The sequence below is a fragment of the Streptacidiphilus sp. BW17 genome (genome assembly GCF_041262485.1).
Classification (GTDB): Bacteria; Actinomycetota; Actinomycetes; order Streptomycetales; family Streptomycetaceae; genus Streptacidiphilus.
Genome location: NZ_JBGCCR010000019.1, coordinates 19595 through 35288 on the forward strand (window position 1 = coordinate 19595; position 15694 = coordinate 35288).

At 72.1% G+C, this 15694-nt stretch carries 14 protein-coding genes; 9 read left to right on the top strand and 5 right to left on the bottom strand.

The genetic code is table 11. The annotated features are described in order from the left end of the window. Window positions 1-10: 10 nt before the first annotated feature. Window positions 11-1666: a FadD3 family acyl-CoA ligase gene (locus ABH940_RS22605; protein WP_370106060.1), complete on the bottom strand. Its 1656-nt coding sequence runs from the start codon at window positions 1664-1666 to the stop codon at window positions 11-13. Window positions 1667-1816: 150 nt separating this feature from the next. Here ABH940_RS22605 and ABH940_RS22610 point away from each other — a divergent pair, with 150 nt between their 5' ends. The 4 genes from ABH940_RS22610 to galE all read left to right on the top strand — a co-directional run bounded on the left by ABH940_RS22610 (window position 1817) and on the right by galE (window position 5493). Then, the gene (locus ABH940_RS22610) at window positions 1817-2959 is read left to right on the top strand and encodes a lipid-transfer protein (protein WP_370061615.1); all 1143 of its coding nucleotides are present in this window, start codon (window positions 1817-1819) and stop codon (window positions 2957-2959) included. 31 nt (window positions 2960-2990) lie between these two features. Further along, window positions 2991-3452 (top strand): Zn-ribbon domain-containing OB-fold protein, encoded by a 462-nt coding sequence (locus ABH940_RS22615; protein WP_370061617.1) that lies wholly within the window; start codon window positions 2991-2993, stop codon window positions 3450-3452. Between the two features lie 304 nt (window positions 3453-3756). Next, window positions 3757-4479: a polyprenol monophosphomannose synthase gene (locus ABH940_RS22620; RefSeq protein WP_370061895.1), complete on the top strand. Its 723-nt coding sequence runs from the start codon at window positions 3757-3759 to the stop codon at window positions 4477-4479. A 36-nt stretch (window positions 4480-4515) separates the two neighbouring features. Continuing rightward, window positions 4516-5493, top strand: coding sequence for a UDP-glucose 4-epimerase GalE (gene galE / locus ABH940_RS22625; protein WP_370061619.1), 978 nt, complete (start codon window positions 4516-4518; stop codon window positions 5491-5493). A gap of 245 nt (window positions 5494-5738) precedes the next feature. Here the strand turns inward: galE and ABH940_RS22630 are convergent, their stop codons facing one another. Beyond that, window positions 5739-8066, bottom strand: coding sequence for a serine/threonine-protein kinase (locus ABH940_RS22630; RefSeq protein ID WP_370061622.1), 2328 nt, complete (start codon window positions 8064-8066; stop codon window positions 5739-5741). A 361-nt stretch (window positions 8067-8427) separates the two neighbouring features. Between ABH940_RS22630 and ABH940_RS22635 the strand changes: the two genes are divergently transcribed. Beyond that, window positions 8428-9864 carry a class I SAM-dependent methyltransferase gene (locus ABH940_RS22635; protein WP_370106061.1) on the top strand — a complete coding sequence of 479 codons (1437 nt, stop codon included), beginning with the start codon at window positions 8428-8430 and terminating at the stop codon, window positions 9862-9864. Window positions 9865-9923: 59 nt separating this feature from the next. Beyond that, window positions 9924-10571, top strand: coding sequence for a TetR family transcriptional regulator (locus ABH940_RS22640; protein WP_196196750.1), 648 nt, complete (start codon window positions 9924-9926; stop codon window positions 10569-10571). A 242-nt stretch (window positions 10572-10813) separates the two neighbouring features. Here the strand turns inward: ABH940_RS22640 and ABH940_RS22645 are convergent, their stop codons facing one another. Together ABH940_RS22645 and ABH940_RS22650 are read right to left on the bottom strand one after the other, a co-directional pair. Then, a complete protein-coding gene (locus ABH940_RS22645) occupies window positions 10814-11281 on the bottom strand; it encodes a nitroreductase family deazaflavin-dependent oxidoreductase (protein ID WP_370106062.1) in 468 nt (155 codons plus the stop codon). Then, window positions 11281-12528: an acyl-CoA dehydrogenase family protein gene (locus tag ABH940_RS22650; protein ID WP_370106063.1), complete on the bottom strand. Its 1248-nt coding sequence runs from the start codon at window positions 12526-12528 to the stop codon at window positions 11281-11283. The genes ABH940_RS22645 and ABH940_RS22650 overlap by 1 nt, the downstream gene beginning before the upstream one ends. Before the next feature lie 128 nt (window positions 12529-12656). Here ABH940_RS22650 and ABH940_RS22655 point away from each other — a divergent pair, with 128 nt between their 5' ends. The 3 genes from ABH940_RS22655 to ABH940_RS22665 all read left to right on the top strand — a co-directional run bounded on the left by ABH940_RS22655 (window position 12657) and on the right by ABH940_RS22665 (window position 14664). Further along, window positions 12657-13901, top strand: a complete 1245-nt coding sequence (locus ABH940_RS22655) for an acetyl-CoA acetyltransferase (protein ID WP_370106064.1) — start codon at window positions 12657-12659, stop codon at window positions 13899-13901. Between the two features lie 104 nt (window positions 13902-14005). Next, window positions 14006-14362, top strand: coding sequence for a type II toxin-antitoxin system RelE/ParE family toxin (locus tag ABH940_RS22660; protein ID WP_370106065.1), 357 nt, complete (start codon window positions 14006-14008; stop codon window positions 14360-14362). Next, window positions 14359-14664: a helix-turn-helix domain-containing protein gene (locus ABH940_RS22665; protein WP_370061635.1), complete on the top strand. Its 306-nt coding sequence runs from the start codon at window positions 14359-14361 to the stop codon at window positions 14662-14664. Before ABH940_RS22660 ends, ABH940_RS22665 begins: the two co-directional genes overlap by 4 nt. A gap of 32 nt (window positions 14665-14696) precedes the next feature. On the opposite strand, the gene ABH940_RS22670 is transcribed toward ABH940_RS22665, so the two are convergent. Beyond that, on the bottom strand, window positions 14697-15653 hold the full coding sequence (locus ABH940_RS22670; protein WP_370061637.1) for a beta-ketoacyl-ACP synthase III: 957 nt from the start codon (window positions 15651-15653) through the stop codon (window positions 14697-14699). Between the last annotated feature and the right edge of the window lie 41 nt (window positions 15654-15694).

Consider the following 15694-nt stretch of genomic DNA (forward strand, 5'->3'; position numbering starts at 1 on the left):
GGACCGCCGCCTAACTCCGGCTCCTGAGCTCACCCTTGAGCACCTTGCCGGAGGCGTTCCTCGGCAGCTCGGTCACGAAGACCACCTCGCGCGGCACCTTGTAGTTCGCCATCTCCCGCCTGCACCAGGCGATCAGCTCCGTCGCCGCCTCGGCGTCGGCCGAGCTCCTCGGGACCACGAACGCCCGGCCCACCTCCCCCAGGCGCGCGTCCGGGACGCCCACCACCGCCGCGTCCGCGACCAGCGGGTGCCGGGTGAGAACCCGTTCGATCTCCGCCGGGTACGCGTTGAAGCCGCCCACGGTGTACATGTCCTTCAGACGATCCGTGATCCGCAGGTTGCCGTCGGCGTCCAGGACGCCGATGTCGCCCGTGCGGAGCCAACCGTCCTGGGTGAAGGCGTCGGCCGTGCCGGTCGGGTCCTCGAAGTACTCGCGCATCACCGTGTACCCGCGGACCTGGACCTCGCCCGGCATGCCGGGCGGCTGGTCCTTGCCGTCGGCGGCATCGCTGCCGTCGCTGCCTTCTCTGCCTTCGGCTCCGCCACCGCCATCGCCATCGCCACTACCGCCGACGCGGACGCGGACCTCGACGCCGGGGACGGCGCGGCCCGACGTCGCCGCCACCGTGTCCGGCGCGTCGTCGCGGCGGCACATGGTGACCATGCCGCTGGACTCGGTCAGCCCGTACGCCGTGAGCACCGTCGTCAGGCCCAGCTCGTCGCGGATCCGGGTGACCAGTTCCAGCGGGACGACCGCCGCGCCGGTGACGGCGAGGCGGAGCGAGGACAGGTCGTGGCGACCGCGCGCGGGGTGGTCCAGCAGGGACTGGTAGACCGTGGGCGCGCCCGGGAGGACGGTGACGCGTTCGGTGGAGATCTTGGCCAGCACCGCCTCGATGTCGAAGACGGGCTGCGGCAGGATCGTCGCGCCGCTCATCAGGCAGGCGAGGATGCCCGCCTTCCAGCCGAAGGTGTGGGTGAACGGGTTGACCACCAGGTAGCGGTCGCCCTCGACCAGCCCGGCCAGCTCCGCCCAGGTGCCGAAGGCGCGCAGGGTCTGGGCGTGCGTGGTGACCGCGCCCTTGGGGAGGCCGGTCGTGCCGGAGGTGAACATGATGTCCGCCGGGTCGTCCGGACGAACGGCCGCGATGCGCTCACGGACGGCGCGTTCGGGTATGTCCGCGCCCCCGGCCAGGAAGTCGTGCCAGCCGAGCAGCCCCTCCGGAACCGCCTGGGGCCCGCTCTCGCCGAGCATCACGGTTGTCCGCAGGCCGGGCAGCGGGCCTGCGGCCTTCAGCGCCGCGACGTAGCTGACGCCGAGGAAGTTGGAGGTGACGAAGAGCATCCTGGCCCGGGTCCGGCGCAGCAGTTCGGCCGCCTCGCCGCCCTTGAGCCGGGTGCCCAGCGGCACCAGGACCGCGCCCGCGCTGACCGCGCCGAGCGCCGCGACGACGTAGTCGGGGGTGTTGGGCGCCCAGATGCCGACGCGGTCGCCGGGGCGTACCCCGGCCGCCATCACGCCTGCGGCTGCCCGCCGTACCCGCTGGGCGAGTTGGCAGTAGTCGATCCGGGTGCGCGGGCCGACGACCGCCTCGCGGTCGCCGTAGCGGTCACCCGCCCGCTGGACCAGCTCGGCGATCGTGCCCCACTCCAGATCCGCCCGCATCGGTCTGCCCTCCGTCCGACTGCTGCAATATGACTGCACGTCAGATTAGGCTGGCCGCGGCCTTCCCGGAAGAGTTCACGCCCTCTAGTCTGACGGAGCGTCAGATAATCAAGAACACACCGCCGGGGCGCGGGGAGAGCGGGGGCTGCCATGCTCAAGGACCGCACGGCGATCGTCGGCATCGGCCAGACGCGCTTCGCCAAGCATCTGGAGGAGTCCGAGAAGGCCCTCGCCTGCCGCGCCGTTCTGGCCGCGCTGGAGGACGCCGGGATCGAGCCCCACGAGGTGGACGCGCTCGCCTCCTACACCATGGAGGAGACCGACGAGGTCGAGCTGGCCAAGGCCATCGGCGCGGGCGACGTCACCTTCTTCTCCCGGATCGGCTTCGGTGGCGGCGGCTCCTGCGCCACCGTCGCGCACCTGGCCATGGCCGTCGCCACCGGGCAGGCCAGCGTCGGCGTCGCCTGGCGCAGCCGCAAGCGCGGCAGCGGCAAGCGGCCGTGGACCAACACTGCCCAGCAGCTGCCGACCCCGGCCCAGTGGACCCGGCCCTTCGGCCTGCTGCGCCCGGCCGACGAGATCGGCATGCTGGCCCGCCGCTACATGCACGAGTACGGCGCGACCCGGGACCACCTCTTCAACGTGGCGTTGGCCTGCCGCAACCGGGCCAACCAGAACCCCGACGCGATCATGTACGACCGGCCGATGACCCGCGAGATGTACATGGACGCCCGCTGGATCAGCGAACCGCTCTGCCTCTACGACAACTGCCTGGAGACCGACGGTGCGCTCGCCTGCGTCGTGGTCAGCGCCGAGCGGGCGCGTGACTGCCGGTCGAAGCCGGTCTACCTCCACTCGGTCGCCCAGGGCCTGCCCTCGCAGCACCACGGCATGGTCAACTACTGGAACGACGACCCGCTGACCGGCCCCGCCTGGGCCGCTGCCCGGCAGCTGTGGAAGACCGCCGACTTCGGCCCCGAGGACGTCGACGTGGCGCAGATCTACGACGCCTTCACGCCGCTGATCCCGCTCTCCCTGGAGGGCTACGGCTTCTGCGGACGCGGCGAGGGCGCGGCGTGGACGGAGGGCGGCGCACTGGAGCTGGGTGGGAGGCTGCCGATCAACACCGGCGGCGGCGGGCTCTCCGAGGGCTACGTCCACGGCTTCAACCTGATCAACGAGGGCGTGAAGCAACTGCGCGGCAGCTCCACCGCACAGGTCCCCGACGCCGCGACCTGCCTGGTCACCGGAGGCGAGGGCGTGCCCACCTCGGCCCTGCTGCTGCGCGCCTGAGCCCTGGAAGCTCTTCGACGAGAGGACCCGCATGGACACCCTGACCGCCGACGGTCTGCTGCTGCCCTGGCCCGACGACGACGGCGAGCCGTTCTGGGAGTACGCCCGGCGCGGCGAACTGCGGATCCAGGCCTGCGCGGACTGCGGCCGACTCCGGTTCCCGCCGCGTCCGTGCTGCCCGCACTGCGGCAGCTTCGAGGACGAGTGGCGGCTGATGTCCGGGCGGGGGCGGATCTGGTCCTTCGTCGTCGCCCACCCGCCGCTGCTGCCCGCCTACGCGGAGCGTGCTCCCTACCCGGTCGTGGTAGTGGAGTTGGACGAGGATCCGACTGTCCGCCTGGTCGGCACGGTCACCTCGTCCGTGCGGCGCCCGAACGCGCCGTGGAACGCGGTTCCACCGGAGCGACTGCGGATCGGGGCGCCGGTCCAGGTGGTCTTCTGGGCGATGACGCCGGAGGTGACCGTCCCGCGCTGGGCGCTCTGCGCCGGCTGAGGCGTCGAGCGCGTCGAGCGCGTCGAGAGCCGGAAGCCCGCGCGGTCAAAGTCGGTCCCGTCGCGAACTCCTGCAAACGGGTGAAACACGGTAAAGAGCGCCGACCTCAGGAACAATGCGTTTCTTCCCGGTGAACTAGCTCTGCTCCTGACCGTACTCTCGTATGGATGGGTTACAGTCCAAGGTCGTCCGTGCCGCGTTCCGCAGCGTTCGCACAGGCCCGTAAAGAGGACCAGGAGCCATCGTGACCAGCAAGCCCGTCGAGCTGCCCGACGACTGGGCGGAGACGCCCGTGACCGTCGTCATGCCGACCTACAACGAGATCGGCAGCCTCGAGGCCACTGTCGAGCAGGTGATGGCACTCAAGCTGCCCGGCCTGCACCTCAAGATCGTCGATGACAGCAGCCCCGACGGCACTGGTGAGCTCGCAGAAAAGCTCGCCCAGCGCCACCTGTCGGACGGCAAGCCGCGCATCAGCGTGCTGCACCGCAAGGGTAAGGACGGTCTGGGCAAGGCGTACGCCGCCGGTATGTCCCTCGCCGTCGAAGAGGGTGCCCGCTTCGTCGTCCAGATGGACGCCGACGGCAGCCACCCGGCCGAGGCCATCCCACAGATGCTCGGCACCGCACTGGCCACCGGCGCCGGTCTGGTCGTCGGCAGCCGCTACGTCCCGGGCGGCGAGCTCGCGGACGAATGGGGCTGGCACCGCCGCCTGCTGTCGCGCTGGGCCAACACCTACGCCGGCACCATCCTCTCCACCCGCGTCCGGGACATCACCGCAGGCTTCAACCTGTGGAGCGCGGAGACCATCCGCGCGGTCGACCTGGCCACGCTGGAGAGCGCCGGCTACAGCTTCCAGGTGGAGCTCAAGTTCCGCGCCGTCCACGCCGGGTTCAGCGCGATGGAGGTGCCGATCCGCTTCGAGGAGCGCCGCGCGGGCGAGTCCAAGATGAGCTTCGCGGTCCAGCTCGAGTCGGCCCTCGTGCCGTGGCGTCTGCGACTGCGGGCCCGCAAGCACAAGCGCTGACACAGGCGGCGGGTGACCGCCGCGTAGAGTGACGGCATGACTTGGCTCGTCACCGGCGGTGCCGGCTACATCGGTGCCCACGTCGTCCGTGCGATGGTCGAGGCAGGCCACCCGGTGGTCGTCCTCGACGACCTCAGCACGGGCGACGTGGCACGCCTGCCCGCAGGCGTGCCACTCGTGGCCGGCTCGACGCTCGACCGCCCGCTGCTCGACACCGTGCTGCGTGAGCACGCGGTGGTCGGCGTGCTGCACATCGCGGCGAAGAAGCAGGTGGGCGAGTCGGTCGAGCAGCCGCTGCGGTACTACCGGGAGAACGTCGAGGGCCTCCGCGTCGTGCTGGAGGCCGCGGTGGACGCGGGCGTCAGCCGCTTCCTGTTCTCCTCCTCGGCGGCGGTCTACGGGATGCCGGACGTCGACCTGGTCACCGAGGACACCCCCTGCGCTCCGATAAACCCCTACGGCGAGACCAAGCTGGCCGGTGAGTGGCTGGTCCGCGCGACCGGCCGGGCGGCGGGCATGAGCACGGTATCGCTGCGCTACTTCAACGTCGCGGGCGCGGCGGCGCCGGAGTTGGCCGATCCGGGCGCGTTCAACCTGATCCCGATGGTCTTCGAGCGCCTCGACGCGGGCGAGCCCCCGCGCGTCTTCGGCGACGACTACCCGACCCCCGACGGCACCTGCATCCGCGACTACATCCACGTCGAGGACATCGCCTCCGCGCACGTCGCCGCGGTGCGGCGGCTCACGGAGCGGCCGGACGGCACCGATCTCGTCCTCAACATCGGCCGTGGGGAGGGGGTTTCGGTCCACGAGATGCTCGCCGTGATCGGCGAGGTCACCGGCCGCGACACCACCCCGGTCATCACCCCCCGCCGCGCGGGCGACCCGGCCCGGGTCGTCGCCTCCTCGGAGCGGATCGCCCAGGAGCTGGGCTGGAAGGCGAGGTTCGGCGTCGCCGAGATGGTCTCCTCCGCGTGGTCCGGCTGGCGCCGGCAACACGATCCCAAGAGCTGAGGCTGCTCAATCCAAGGGCGCGAGGAACTGCCCGGCCAAGGGAAGCGGCGAATGGCTGTTGCTCACACAGGTAGTTGCACCACGAGGGGCGCGGGGCTCTGCTTGATCAACTGCGCGCGCGACAACCCACCCGGTGCGGTGAGTCCCCGAGCCAACAGGGCCATCCGCACAGGGTGGCTGTTCGCGCGCGCAGTTGATCAAGCAGAGCCCCGCGCCCCTGGGTGTTTGCAAGTTCCCCGCGGACGCTACGGCTGCTTCGTCGCCGTGCCCAGCGCAGCGTCCAGGGCGTAGACGCAGTGGTCCTTGCTGCTGGCGAAGACCTTGCCGTCCGCGGCGACCGGGGTACCGGTGATCTCGCCGCCGGTGTCCAGTTTCCAGCGGAGGCGGCCCGTGGCGAGGTCGAGGGTGTGCAGGGAGTGGTCGCGGCTGCCGACGTGGACGAGGCCGTCCGCCGAGGCGGGGACGCCGGCCAGCTCCGCGCGAGCGGCGTAGCGCCAGTGCTCCGCGCCCGTGCGGGCGTCGAACGCGTGGACCGTGTCGCCGCTGCTCACCAGCAGCACTCCCCCGGCGAGGACGACCGGGTCCGCGCCCTGGCGACCGCCCGTGCGGACGTGCCAGCGGAGCGAGCCGGTCGCCGTGTCGAGGGCGAAGACGGTGCCCAGGTAGTCGGCGAAGAAGACCCCCTCCTCGGTGACCACCGGGGAGGTGAAGAGCGCGACCGGGGCGTCGAAGCGCCACCGCTCCTGGCCCGTGGCCTCGTCCAGGGCCAGGACTCTGGTGCCGTTGCAGACGTGGACCACGCCGCGGTGGAGCACCGGACGGGAGGGGACCTCCTCGCCCAGCGGAAGCGCCCACTGCAGCTGACCCGACGTCAACTCGACCGAGCGCAGCCGACCGCCGCCGTAGTAGTAGACCGAGTCGCCGAGGACGCAGGGGCCCGACTGGCTGTTCTCGTAGTCCTGTTGGGCGTCTCTCGCCTGCCACATCTCGCTGCCGTCGATCGCGGAGCGGACCTGGACCCCGCCGCCGCGCGTGCCCGCGACGATCGCGCCGCCCGCCGCGTCCAGCGTGTAGGTCCAGCCGTCGAGGGCGACGCGCCAGCGCTCGGTGCCGTCGGCGGCGTGGAGGGTGAACAGGCTCGGGCCGTCGGCGGCGTGGACGCGGCCGTCGGCCACGGCGAGCGCCCAGGCGACGTCGCCGGTGCGGAAGCGGCGGCGTCCGCTGGCGATGTCCAGGGCGTGGACCTCGAAGCTGGTGACGTAGAGGACACCGTCTGCGACCACCGGCGAGCCCCAGACGTCGTGCGACATCCGGAACCGCCACGGCCGCCACGGAGCGGTCTGGGCAGCCTGCGCGGCGTGCGTGGGCTGAGCGGCGGCGTGAGCGGCGGGCTGGGCGGCCTGCTGGGCCACCGGCGCGGGCGCGGCATGGGCGCCGCCCTTGCGGACCCAGCCGGTGCCGGGCGGCATGACCGGCGGGGCGGGCTCGCCGGCCGGAACGCGGACCCCGGGTCCGATCGGCGAGGGGACCCCGGGCAGCCGCACCTTGGGCGCGGCCTCGGTACGCGGGTCGACCCCGGTCGCACCGACGGGCGCGGCCACCGGAGCAGGCTCCGGAGCCGGTGCCGGAACGGGCTGCGGCGCCGGAGCCGGCACCGCCACCGGGGGCGGAGGCGGCGTGCGACGGCCGCGCTTGGCGTCGATCAGCGCCAGCGCCGACGGGGGCAGCCACTCGCGGGAGTCGTCCTCGCCACCGTCTCCGCTGGCGTACAGGTGCGGGCCGAGCTCGGCCGCGATCTGCTCCGGGGAGGGGCGGCGCTCCGGGGCCGGGCGCAGGCAGGCCTTGACCAGCGGCGCCAGATCCTGCGGCAGACCAGAGAGGTCCGGCGACTCGCGGAGCAGCATGAAGACGGTCTCCACCGGGTTGGCGCCGTGGTACGGCGCGTGCCCGGTGGCCGAGAAGACCAGCAGCGAGCCGAGCGAGAAGACGTCCGAGGCTCCGGTGACGCCCCGACTGTCCCTGGCCTGCTCCGGCGACATGTACGCGGGGGTGCCGACCGCCACGTTCGTCATCGTCAGCCGGGTGTGCGAGACCCCGGCTGCGATACCGAAGTCGATCACGCGCGGGCCGTCCTCCGTGACCAGGACGTTCGACGGCTTCAGGTCACGGTGGACCAGTCCGGCCGCGTGGATCGACTGGAGCGCCTCGGCGATCCCCGCGATCAGCCAGCGCACGGTGGCGACCGGCAGCGGGCCGCACTCGGTGACCAGGTCCTCCAGCGAGGGGGCCGGAATGTAGGCGGTCGCCAGCCACGGCACCGCCGCGTCCGCGTCCGCCTCGACGACGGCAGCGGTGTAGAAACCGCTGACCGTCCGCGCCGCCGCGATCTCGCGGGCGAAACGCACCCGGAACAGCTGGTCCTCGGCCAGCTCTCCCCGCACCGTCTTGATGGCAACCCGGCGCCCCGCCGCCGAGCGCGCCAGGTACACCAAGCCCATCCCGCCCGCGCCGAGCCGGCCCAGCACCTCGAAGGGCCCGATCCTCCTCGGATCGTGCGCCGTCAGCTGGTCCACGTCCTCAGCACCTCCCCGTTGGGTCACATCCGCGCCCCACCCGGGGGCGCACACTGATTCTCCACGGCGGACCCCCCTGCGGACCAACCCATCCGGCAGGACATCAGCCACAACACCGCAACAGTCCGCGCAACGGGACGCAACGGTCCGGATCTCCGACCTCCGTCGCGCCCCCGTCGCGCCCTTCATCGCGCCTTCAACGCACCCTTCATTGCACCCGCTGGAGCCGGACTCTGCGGCATCCGGTCGCCCTTCGTCACGACTCGCTGCCAAATGCAACGGAATGCCCTCACAAGCGGTGGTGGGCGATCTAGATTGGGGACGGACCATCACGTGCCGACGCGTCGTGAGAGGAGCCGTGATGACGAGCGACAGTGCACTGGCGCTGCGCGAACTGCTCACCGAACTACTCGGTGTCGAGCCTCCCTTCCGCCTGCGGACCTGGGACAACGCCGAGGCGGGCCCACCCGACGGACCGCTGCTGACCGTCGCGAACCGGCGCGCGCTGCGTCACCTGCTCTGGGCCCCCAACGAGCTCGGCCTGGCCCGCGCCTACGTCGCGGGCGACCTGGCGATTGCGGAGGACGGCACCGGCGGCCCGGGCCGTCCGGAGGACGACGAGCAGATGTTCGAGCTGCTGCGTCGGCTCGCCCAGCTCGCCGAGAACCGCCCGGAACTGTCGCTGCGCCCGTCCACGCGGACCCTGGTCGGCCCGGAGGGACGCCGGATGGTCGGCGCGGCGCTGCGCCTGGGCGCGATCGGTCCGCGTCCGCCGATCCCGCCGGAGGAGGCGCGACGCAAGTCCGGTCCGGTCCACACGCTGCGCCGCGACCGGGCCGCGATCAGTCACCACTACGACGTCGGCAACGACTTCTACCGCCTGGTGCTGGGCCCCTCGCTGGTCTACTCGTGCGCCTACTGGCCGCCGGGGACCACCACGCTGGAGGCCGCGCAGGAGGCCAAGCTGGACCTCATCTGCCGCAAACTGGGCCTGCACCAGCTGGGCGAGGACGCCCGGCTGCTGGACGTCGGCTGCGGCTGGGGCTCGATGCTGCTGCACGCGGCCCGGCACTACGGCATAAGCGGTGTCGGCGTCACCCTCTCCGCCGAGCAGGCTCGCGGGGCGCGGGAGCGGATCGCGGAGGCCGGGCTGACGGACCGGCTGGAGATCCGGCTGCAGGACTACCGCGAGGTCGATGACGGTCCGTTCGACGCGATCTCCAGCATCGGCATGGCCGAGCACGTGGGCGCCGTCCAGTACCGCCGCTACGCCCACACCCTGCACGGCCTGCTGCGGCCCGGCGGACGCCTGCTCAACCATCAGATCGCCCGCCGTCCCAACGCCCCGGGCGAGCCGTACCGGCTCAGCCCGTTCATCGCGGCGTACGTCTTCCCCGACGGCGAGCTGGCCCCGGTGGGCAGCACGGTCGGTTGGCTGGAAGACGCCGGTTTCGAGGTCCGCGACGTTGAGTCGCTGCGCGAGCACTACGCGCTGACGCTGCGCCGCTGGGTGGCCAACCTGCGCGAGGAGTGGCCGCAGGCGGTCAAGCTGGCGGGCCTCGGCCGGGCCAGGGTCTGGCGGCTCTACATGGCCGCCTGCGCGCTGGCCTTCGAGGAGAACCGGATCGGGGTCAACCAGGTCCTGGCCGTCAGAACCGATCCGGCGGGCCGCAGTGGACTCCCGCTCAGCCGCGGGGCATGGCTCGGCGGGGGCGCGTCAGCCGCGCCGTCAGCAGACCCGCTGACCGGCTCGTCGGCGGGTCCGCCGGCAGGCCTGTCAGCGGGCCCGTCAGCCTGACGGAGCATTCAGATTTCCGTCCGAATAGCGCCCGGATCTTGCCACGGTAAACTGACGGCATGACAGGACAAGTTCGCACCGTCGATGGGCGTGTCGCCGGACGGCGCGGGCAGGCGACGCGGCAGAAGCTGCTCGACTGCCTTCGCGAGATGCTGGCGACCTCGCCCTACCGGGACGTCAAGGTCATCGACGTCGCCCGGATGGCGGGTACCTCCCCCGCAACCTTCTACCAGTACTTCCCCGACGTCGAGGGCGCTGTCCTCGAAATCGCGGATGACATGGCCAAGGACGGCGCCGGCCTCAAGGACCTGGTCGCCGACAAGTCGTGGGTCGGCAAGGCCGGCTACCAGACGGCAGAGGAGCTGGTTGACGGCTTCCTCTCGTTCTGGCGCGACAACGAGGCCATCCTCCGTGTCGTGACGTTGGGCTCGGCCGAAGGGGACAAGCGGTTCTTCAAGATCCGCATGAAGATCCTCAACGCCGTGACCAACTCGCTCACGGACTCCCTCAAGGCCATGCAGGCCTCTGGCAAGGCGGACAAGTCGGTCAGCGCACCGGCCGTCGCCGGCTCCCTGGTGGCGATGCTGGCCGCCGTCGCGGAGCACCAGAAGGGGTTCGACTCCTGGGGCGTCAAGGCCAAGGAGCTCACTCCGAACCTGGCCCTGCTGGTCTACCTCGGCATGACCGGCAAGAAGCCGCCGAAGTAGCCCTCGGGCAAAGGCTTCACCCTTCATGACGGAGCCATGGGCCCGGTCGCCTGTCCGCCGGCGCTAGCGCCGGGCTGTGCCTCGGGGGAGGTACGTCCTGCGCATCCATGATCCGTTTCCACTAGGGCGGTACCGTCTCTGACCTGACGGTGCCGCCCTTGACCATTTCCTTTGCCGCGGTCAACGCAAGGGGAAGTGGCAGCTGTCTCGCGCGGATCTCCGCGCACCCGGCGTGCAGCAGCTCACTCTTTCGGTTCCAGGCAGAAGATCCGAATCTGCCGGTCCACCCGCGCCTGGTACTGCGCGTACGGCGGCCACATCCGCAGCAGCGCCGTCCACGCCTCCTCCCGCTCGTCGCCCTCCAGCATTCGGGCCCGGACCGGGACGATCCCGCCGCGGAAGTCGACGCTCGCGTGCGCGTCAGCGAGCAGGTTGCCCGTCCAGGCCGGATGGGACGTGCGCCCGAAATTGCTGCCGACGACCAGGAAACAGCCGTCCTCGCGAGGCAGGCACGCCAGCGGCGTGGTCCGCGGCTCGCCGCTCCTGCGGCCCGTCGTCGTCAGGAACAGCGACGGGAGCATCCACTGACTCAGCATGAACTTGCCGCCGCTCAGTCGGTGCACCGCCTTGTCGAGGCGCGGCACGATGCTGGGGGCGATCTTCGCGAAGGTGGGCGTCGCCGAGACCTTCTGCATCAGGGACTCCATCATCACTGCGCTCCTCCCCACACACCGGCCAGTTCCGCCGCCCGCGCCCGCAGCAGATGCGGTGGGCCGAAGAGCAGTTCGTCGGCCGCCGCGCGCTTGAAGTACAGATGCGCGTCGTGCTCCCAGGTGATGGCGATGCCGCCGTGCAGCTGGATCGCCTCCGCCGCCGCGACCCGCTGCGCCGTCAGCGCGTGGGCGAGGGCGAGCAGCGCGGGGACGGGCTGGTCGGGGCCCGCCCACACGGCGTAGAGCATCGCGCTGCGGGCGGTCTCGACCGTGACGTAGACGTCGGCCAACCGGTGCTTGACGGCCTGGAACGAGCCGATCGCGCGCCCGAACTGCTGCCTGACCTGCACGTATTCGACGGTCCGCGCCAGCGCCTGCGCCGCCGCGCCAACCGCCTCCGCGGCGACGGCGACCGCGGCCTCCCGGCCGAGCCGGGTCAGCGCCCCGCCCGCGTCCAGGGTCGGGTCGCCGAGCGGTTGCGCCACCACGTCGCGGAGTTCGACGCGGCCGACGCTGCGGGTCTGGTCGATGCCCGCGCTGCGTTCGCGGTGGACGCCGGGGGCGTCGGCCGGGACCACGAAGAGCACCGTCCGGCTGCGCGGGAAGCCGCCGGCGTGCGCGGCGACGACCAGCAGGTCGGCGCGGGCGCCGTCCAGCGCGTACTCGGCCTCGCCGTAGAGCGACCACGATCCGTCCGCCGCGGACGCCGCGGACGCCGCGGACGCTGCGGACGCCGCGGACGCCGGGGACGACGCGGGCTTGGCCTGGACGCCCCCCGCGCGGCCGCCGCCCGCCGGGACGTCACCGGGCAGGGGCGCCGTGCGCGGGTCCGGCACCAGGCCGAGGGCCAGCGCGGGCGTTCCGGGCAGGACCAGCGCGGCGGTCTGCGCGCCGGAGGCGAGCGGGGGCAGCAGCGTGTCGCGCTGTTCGTCCGTGCCGCAGGCCGCGATCGCCCCCGCCGCCAGCACCGAGCTGGCCAGCAGCGGTGACGGCAGCAGCACCCGGCCGGTCTCCTCGCAGGCGAGCGCCAGCTCGATCCGACCGAGCCCGGCGCCGCCGTGGCGCTCGGGCAGGGCCAGCCCGGCCAGGCCGAGTTGCTCGCCGAGGCGTTTCCACAGGTCCGCGTCGTAGCCGAGGACCGATGCCGCTGCGGCGCGGACCTCGTCCGGCCCGGCCTGCTTGGCGAGCGCGTCGCGCAGGGCGCGGGCTATCGCGTCCTGTTCCTGGGTGAGCGCGGGATCCATGCCGCCTCCTGGCCTCGGGGCAAAGGCTGAGCCGTGACTGAACGCCTGACTGACGGATCGTCATCCTAGGAGCAGGCGATCGAGACGCACAGGGGCGCGGGCAGTAAATCTGATGTACCGTCAGATCCATGACTGCTGCTGCTCCCAGCGCTCTGCGGCCGGGCCGACTCGGCCATCCCGTCCCCGACGACGCGCCGCTCGGCGGCAGGCGACGCAGGCGGGTGGCCGTCGTCGGCGTCGCCCTCAGCGACTGCGGGCGGGTGGACGAACTGACGCCCTATCAACTCCACGCGCAGGCCGCGCGCCGGGCGCTGGCCGACTCCGGGCTGCCCAAGGACGTGATCGACGGAGTGGCCTCGGCGGGGCTCGGCATACTCGCGCCGGTCGAGGTCTCCGAGTACCTGGGGTTGCGGCCCACCTGGACCGACTCCACCTCGGTCGGCGGCTCCACCTGGGAGGTCATGGCCGGGCACGCCGCCGACGCGATCGCGGCGGGCCACGCCAACGCGGTGCTGCTGGTCTACGGCTCCACGGCGCGCGCGGACCTGAAGGCGCGGCGGCGGACGGCGGGCATCGTGCTGGGGGCGCGCGGCCCGCTCCAGTTCGAGGCGCCCTACGGGCACACGCTGATAGCCAAGTACGCGATGGCGGCCCGCCGCCACATGCACGAGTACGGCACCACGCTGGAGCAGCTCGCGGGTGTCGCCGTCCAGACCCGCGCCAACGCGGCGGCCAACCCGGACGCGATGTACCGGGACCCGATCACCGTCGACGACGTGCTGACCGGGCCGATGATGGCCGACCCGTTCACCAAGCTGCACTGCTGCATCCGCTCGGACGGCGGCTGCGCGGTACTGCTCGCCGCCGAGGACTACGTCCCGGACACGGTGCACGACCCGGTCTGGGTACTGGGCTCCGGCGAGCACCTGAGCCACAGCGCCATGTCGGAGTGGGAGGACTTCACCGTCTCCCCCACCGCGCGGTCCGGCCGCCTCGCCTACGAGCGGGCCGGGGTGACCCCTGACGACATCGACCTGACCGAGCTCTACGACGCCTTCACCTACATGCCGCTGGTGGCACTCGAGGACCTCGGCTTCTGCGCCAAGGGCGACGGCGGCGCCTTCGTCGACGCCAAGGCGGGCCGCCTGCTGCTCGACGGCGAGCTACCGACCAACACCGACGGCGGCGGCCTCTCGGCCTGCCACCCGGGGATGCGCGGTCTCTTCCTGATCGTCGAGGCGGTACGCCAACTCCGACACGAGTACGCCACCTCCGCGCCGGAACGCCAGGTCCCGAACGCCCCGCAGCTCGCCCTGGTCAGCGGCACCGGCGGCTGGTTCTGCAGCTCGGGGACGCTGATCCTCGGGCGGTAGCCGAAGCAGCGCGGAGACCCCGTGCCGGGCCCGCCTCCCTCGTCGGAGTGAACCCGATCGGCCGAAAGGTTTCAGCGAAGACCCCAGCCCATAGCATCAACGCTATGGGCTGGGGTATCGTGGAACTGGAGGCAGAGGTCGCTGAGTGGCTCGCGTCGCTCGACGACCAACGCTGGGCGCAAGCATTGATGCATCTCGACCTACTGGAGGAACGGGGTCCCCTGCTGAGTGAGCCCTACACGCGCCAACTGGACGGCAAGCTGCGAGAGCTGCGTTTCTACTGTGGCGGCGAGCAGACACGGCTCACCTACTGGATCGCGCCAGGGCGGAGAATCATCATGCTGACCGTCTTCGCGAAGACCCGCATGCGCGAACGGGCGGAGGTCGAGCGGGCGAAGAGGGCACTGGAGAGGTGCCGCCGCGAGGCACACACGCTCGACGAGGAGGAGCCGCAGTCATGACCGCCGAGACCAGGATGACCTTGTCCGAGGCCAAGAAGGCACGGGCCGCCTCCCCCATCGTCCAGGAGGCCTACGCCGCAGCGCGGTTGCGCTTCGAACTCGGCGAGGCAGTCCGCCGCCGCCGGGCGGAACTGGGGATTTCCCAGTCCGAGCTCGGCCGCAGGGCCGACATGACGCAGTCCGCCGTCGCCCGCTTCGAGGCCGGAGGCGCCGTGCCCACGCTGCCGCTGCTCGACCGGCTCGCCGAGGCCCTCGGCCTCGAACTGCGGGTTGAGTTCGTGGAGCACGCGAAGAGCGCCTGATCCGGCCCGAGTCGGACTTCGGCGCTCCGCGCTCAGGGGCAGCGGACCACCTGGCCGGCGTAGGCCAGACCGCCGCCGAAGCCGAAGAGGAGGACCGGGGCGCCGGAGGGGATCTCGCCGCGTTCGACCAGCTTGGAGAGGGCGAGCGGCACGGAGGCCGCCGAGGTGTTGCCGGAGTCGACGACGTCGCGGGCGACGACCGCGTCCGGGGAGAGGCCGAGGCGGCCGGCGATGGCGTCGATGATGCGCAGGTTGGCCTGGTGCGGGACGAAGGCCGCCAGCTCGTCCGTGCGGATGCCCGCGCGTTCGCAGGCCTCGCGGGCGATCGGGGCGATCTGGGTGGTCGCCCAGCGGAAGACGGTCTGGCCCTGCTGGCTGATGGTCGGGTCCCAGCCGTCGATCCGGACAGCGTCGCCGCGGCTGGGGTCCGAGCCCCAGACGACCGGGCCGATGCCCGGGGCCGTTCCGGCGTCTGTGTCGGTCGCTTCCAGGACGGCCGCGCCCGCGCCGTCGGCGAAGATCACGCAGGTGCTGCGGTCGGTCCAGTCGACCGTGTCCGACATCTTCTCCGCGCCGATCACCAGCGCCCGGGTCGCTGCGCCGGCGCGCAGCGCGTGGTCGGCGGTGGCCAGGGCGTAGGAGAAGCCGGAGCAGACCGTGTTGATGTCGAACGCCGCCGGGGCGGGGATGCCGAGACGGGCCGCGACCTGGGCGGCCGTGTTGGGGCTGCGGTCCATGGCCGTACAGGTCGCGACGACGACCAGGTCGACCGAGACGGCGTCGAAGCCGCTGGTCGCCAGGGCCTTCGCGGCGGCGCGGGTGGCCAGGTCGGCCACGGTCTCGTCGGGGGCGGCGATGTGGCGGGTGCGGATCCCGACGCGCGAGGTGATCCACTCGTCGTTGGTCTCCACCATGGCGGCGAGGTCGTCGTTGGTGAGCACCTTGGACGGCTGGTAATGGCCCAGCGCGACGATGCGGGAACCGTTCATGCTCCCACTCAAGCCGGTTACCGACGGGTCGCCGAAGATGC

What these genes read in the sequence shown, in the direction of transcription:
- ABH940_RS22620 (WP_370061895.1), top strand. Translation starts at nt 3,757, where the DNA reads ATGCCGACCTACAACGAGATCGGCAGCCTCGAGGCCACTGTCGAGCAG.
- ABH940_RS22605 (WP_370106060.1), bottom strand. Translation starts at nt 1,666, where the DNA reads ATGCGGGCGGATCTGGAGTGGGGCACGATCGCCGAGCTGGTCCAGCGG.
- ABH940_RS22670 (WP_370061637.1), bottom strand. Translation starts at nt 15,653, where the DNA reads ATGAACGGTTCCCGCATCGTCGCGCTGGGCCATTACCAGCCGTCCAAG.
- ABH940_RS22665 (WP_370061635.1), top strand. Translation starts at nt 14,359, where the DNA reads ATGACCGCCGAGACCAGGATGACCTTGTCCGAGGCCAAGAAGGCACGG.
- ABH940_RS22655 (WP_370106064.1), top strand. Translation starts at nt 12,657, where the DNA reads ATGACTGCTGCTGCTCCCAGCGCTCTGCGGCCGGGCCGACTCGGCCAT.
- ABH940_RS22610 (WP_370061615.1), top strand. Translation starts at nt 1,817, where the DNA reads ATGCTCAAGGACCGCACGGCGATCGTCGGCATCGGCCAGACGCGCTTC.
- ABH940_RS22615 (WP_370061617.1), top strand. Translation starts at nt 2,991, where the DNA reads ATGGACACCCTGACCGCCGACGGTCTGCTGCTGCCCTGGCCCGACGAC.
- ABH940_RS22640 (WP_196196750.1), top strand. Translation starts at nt 9,924, where the DNA reads ATGACAGGACAAGTTCGCACCGTCGATGGGCGTGTCGCCGGACGGCGC.
- galE (WP_370061619.1), top strand. Translation starts at nt 4,516, where the DNA reads ATGACTTGGCTCGTCACCGGCGGTGCCGGCTACATCGGTGCCCACGTC.
- ABH940_RS22635 (WP_370106061.1), top strand. Translation starts at nt 8,428, where the DNA reads ATGACGAGCGACAGTGCACTGGCGCTGCGCGAACTGCTCACCGAACTA.
- ABH940_RS22645 (WP_370106062.1), bottom strand. Translation starts at nt 11,281, where the DNA reads ATGATGGAGTCCCTGATGCAGAAGGTCTCGGCGACGCCCACCTTCGCG.
- ABH940_RS22650 (WP_370106063.1), bottom strand. Translation starts at nt 12,528, where the DNA reads ATGGATCCCGCGCTCACCCAGGAACAGGACGCGATAGCCCGCGCCCTG.
- ABH940_RS22660 (WP_370106065.1), top strand. Translation starts at nt 14,006, where the DNA reads ATGGGCTGGGGTATCGTGGAACTGGAGGCAGAGGTCGCTGAGTGGCTC.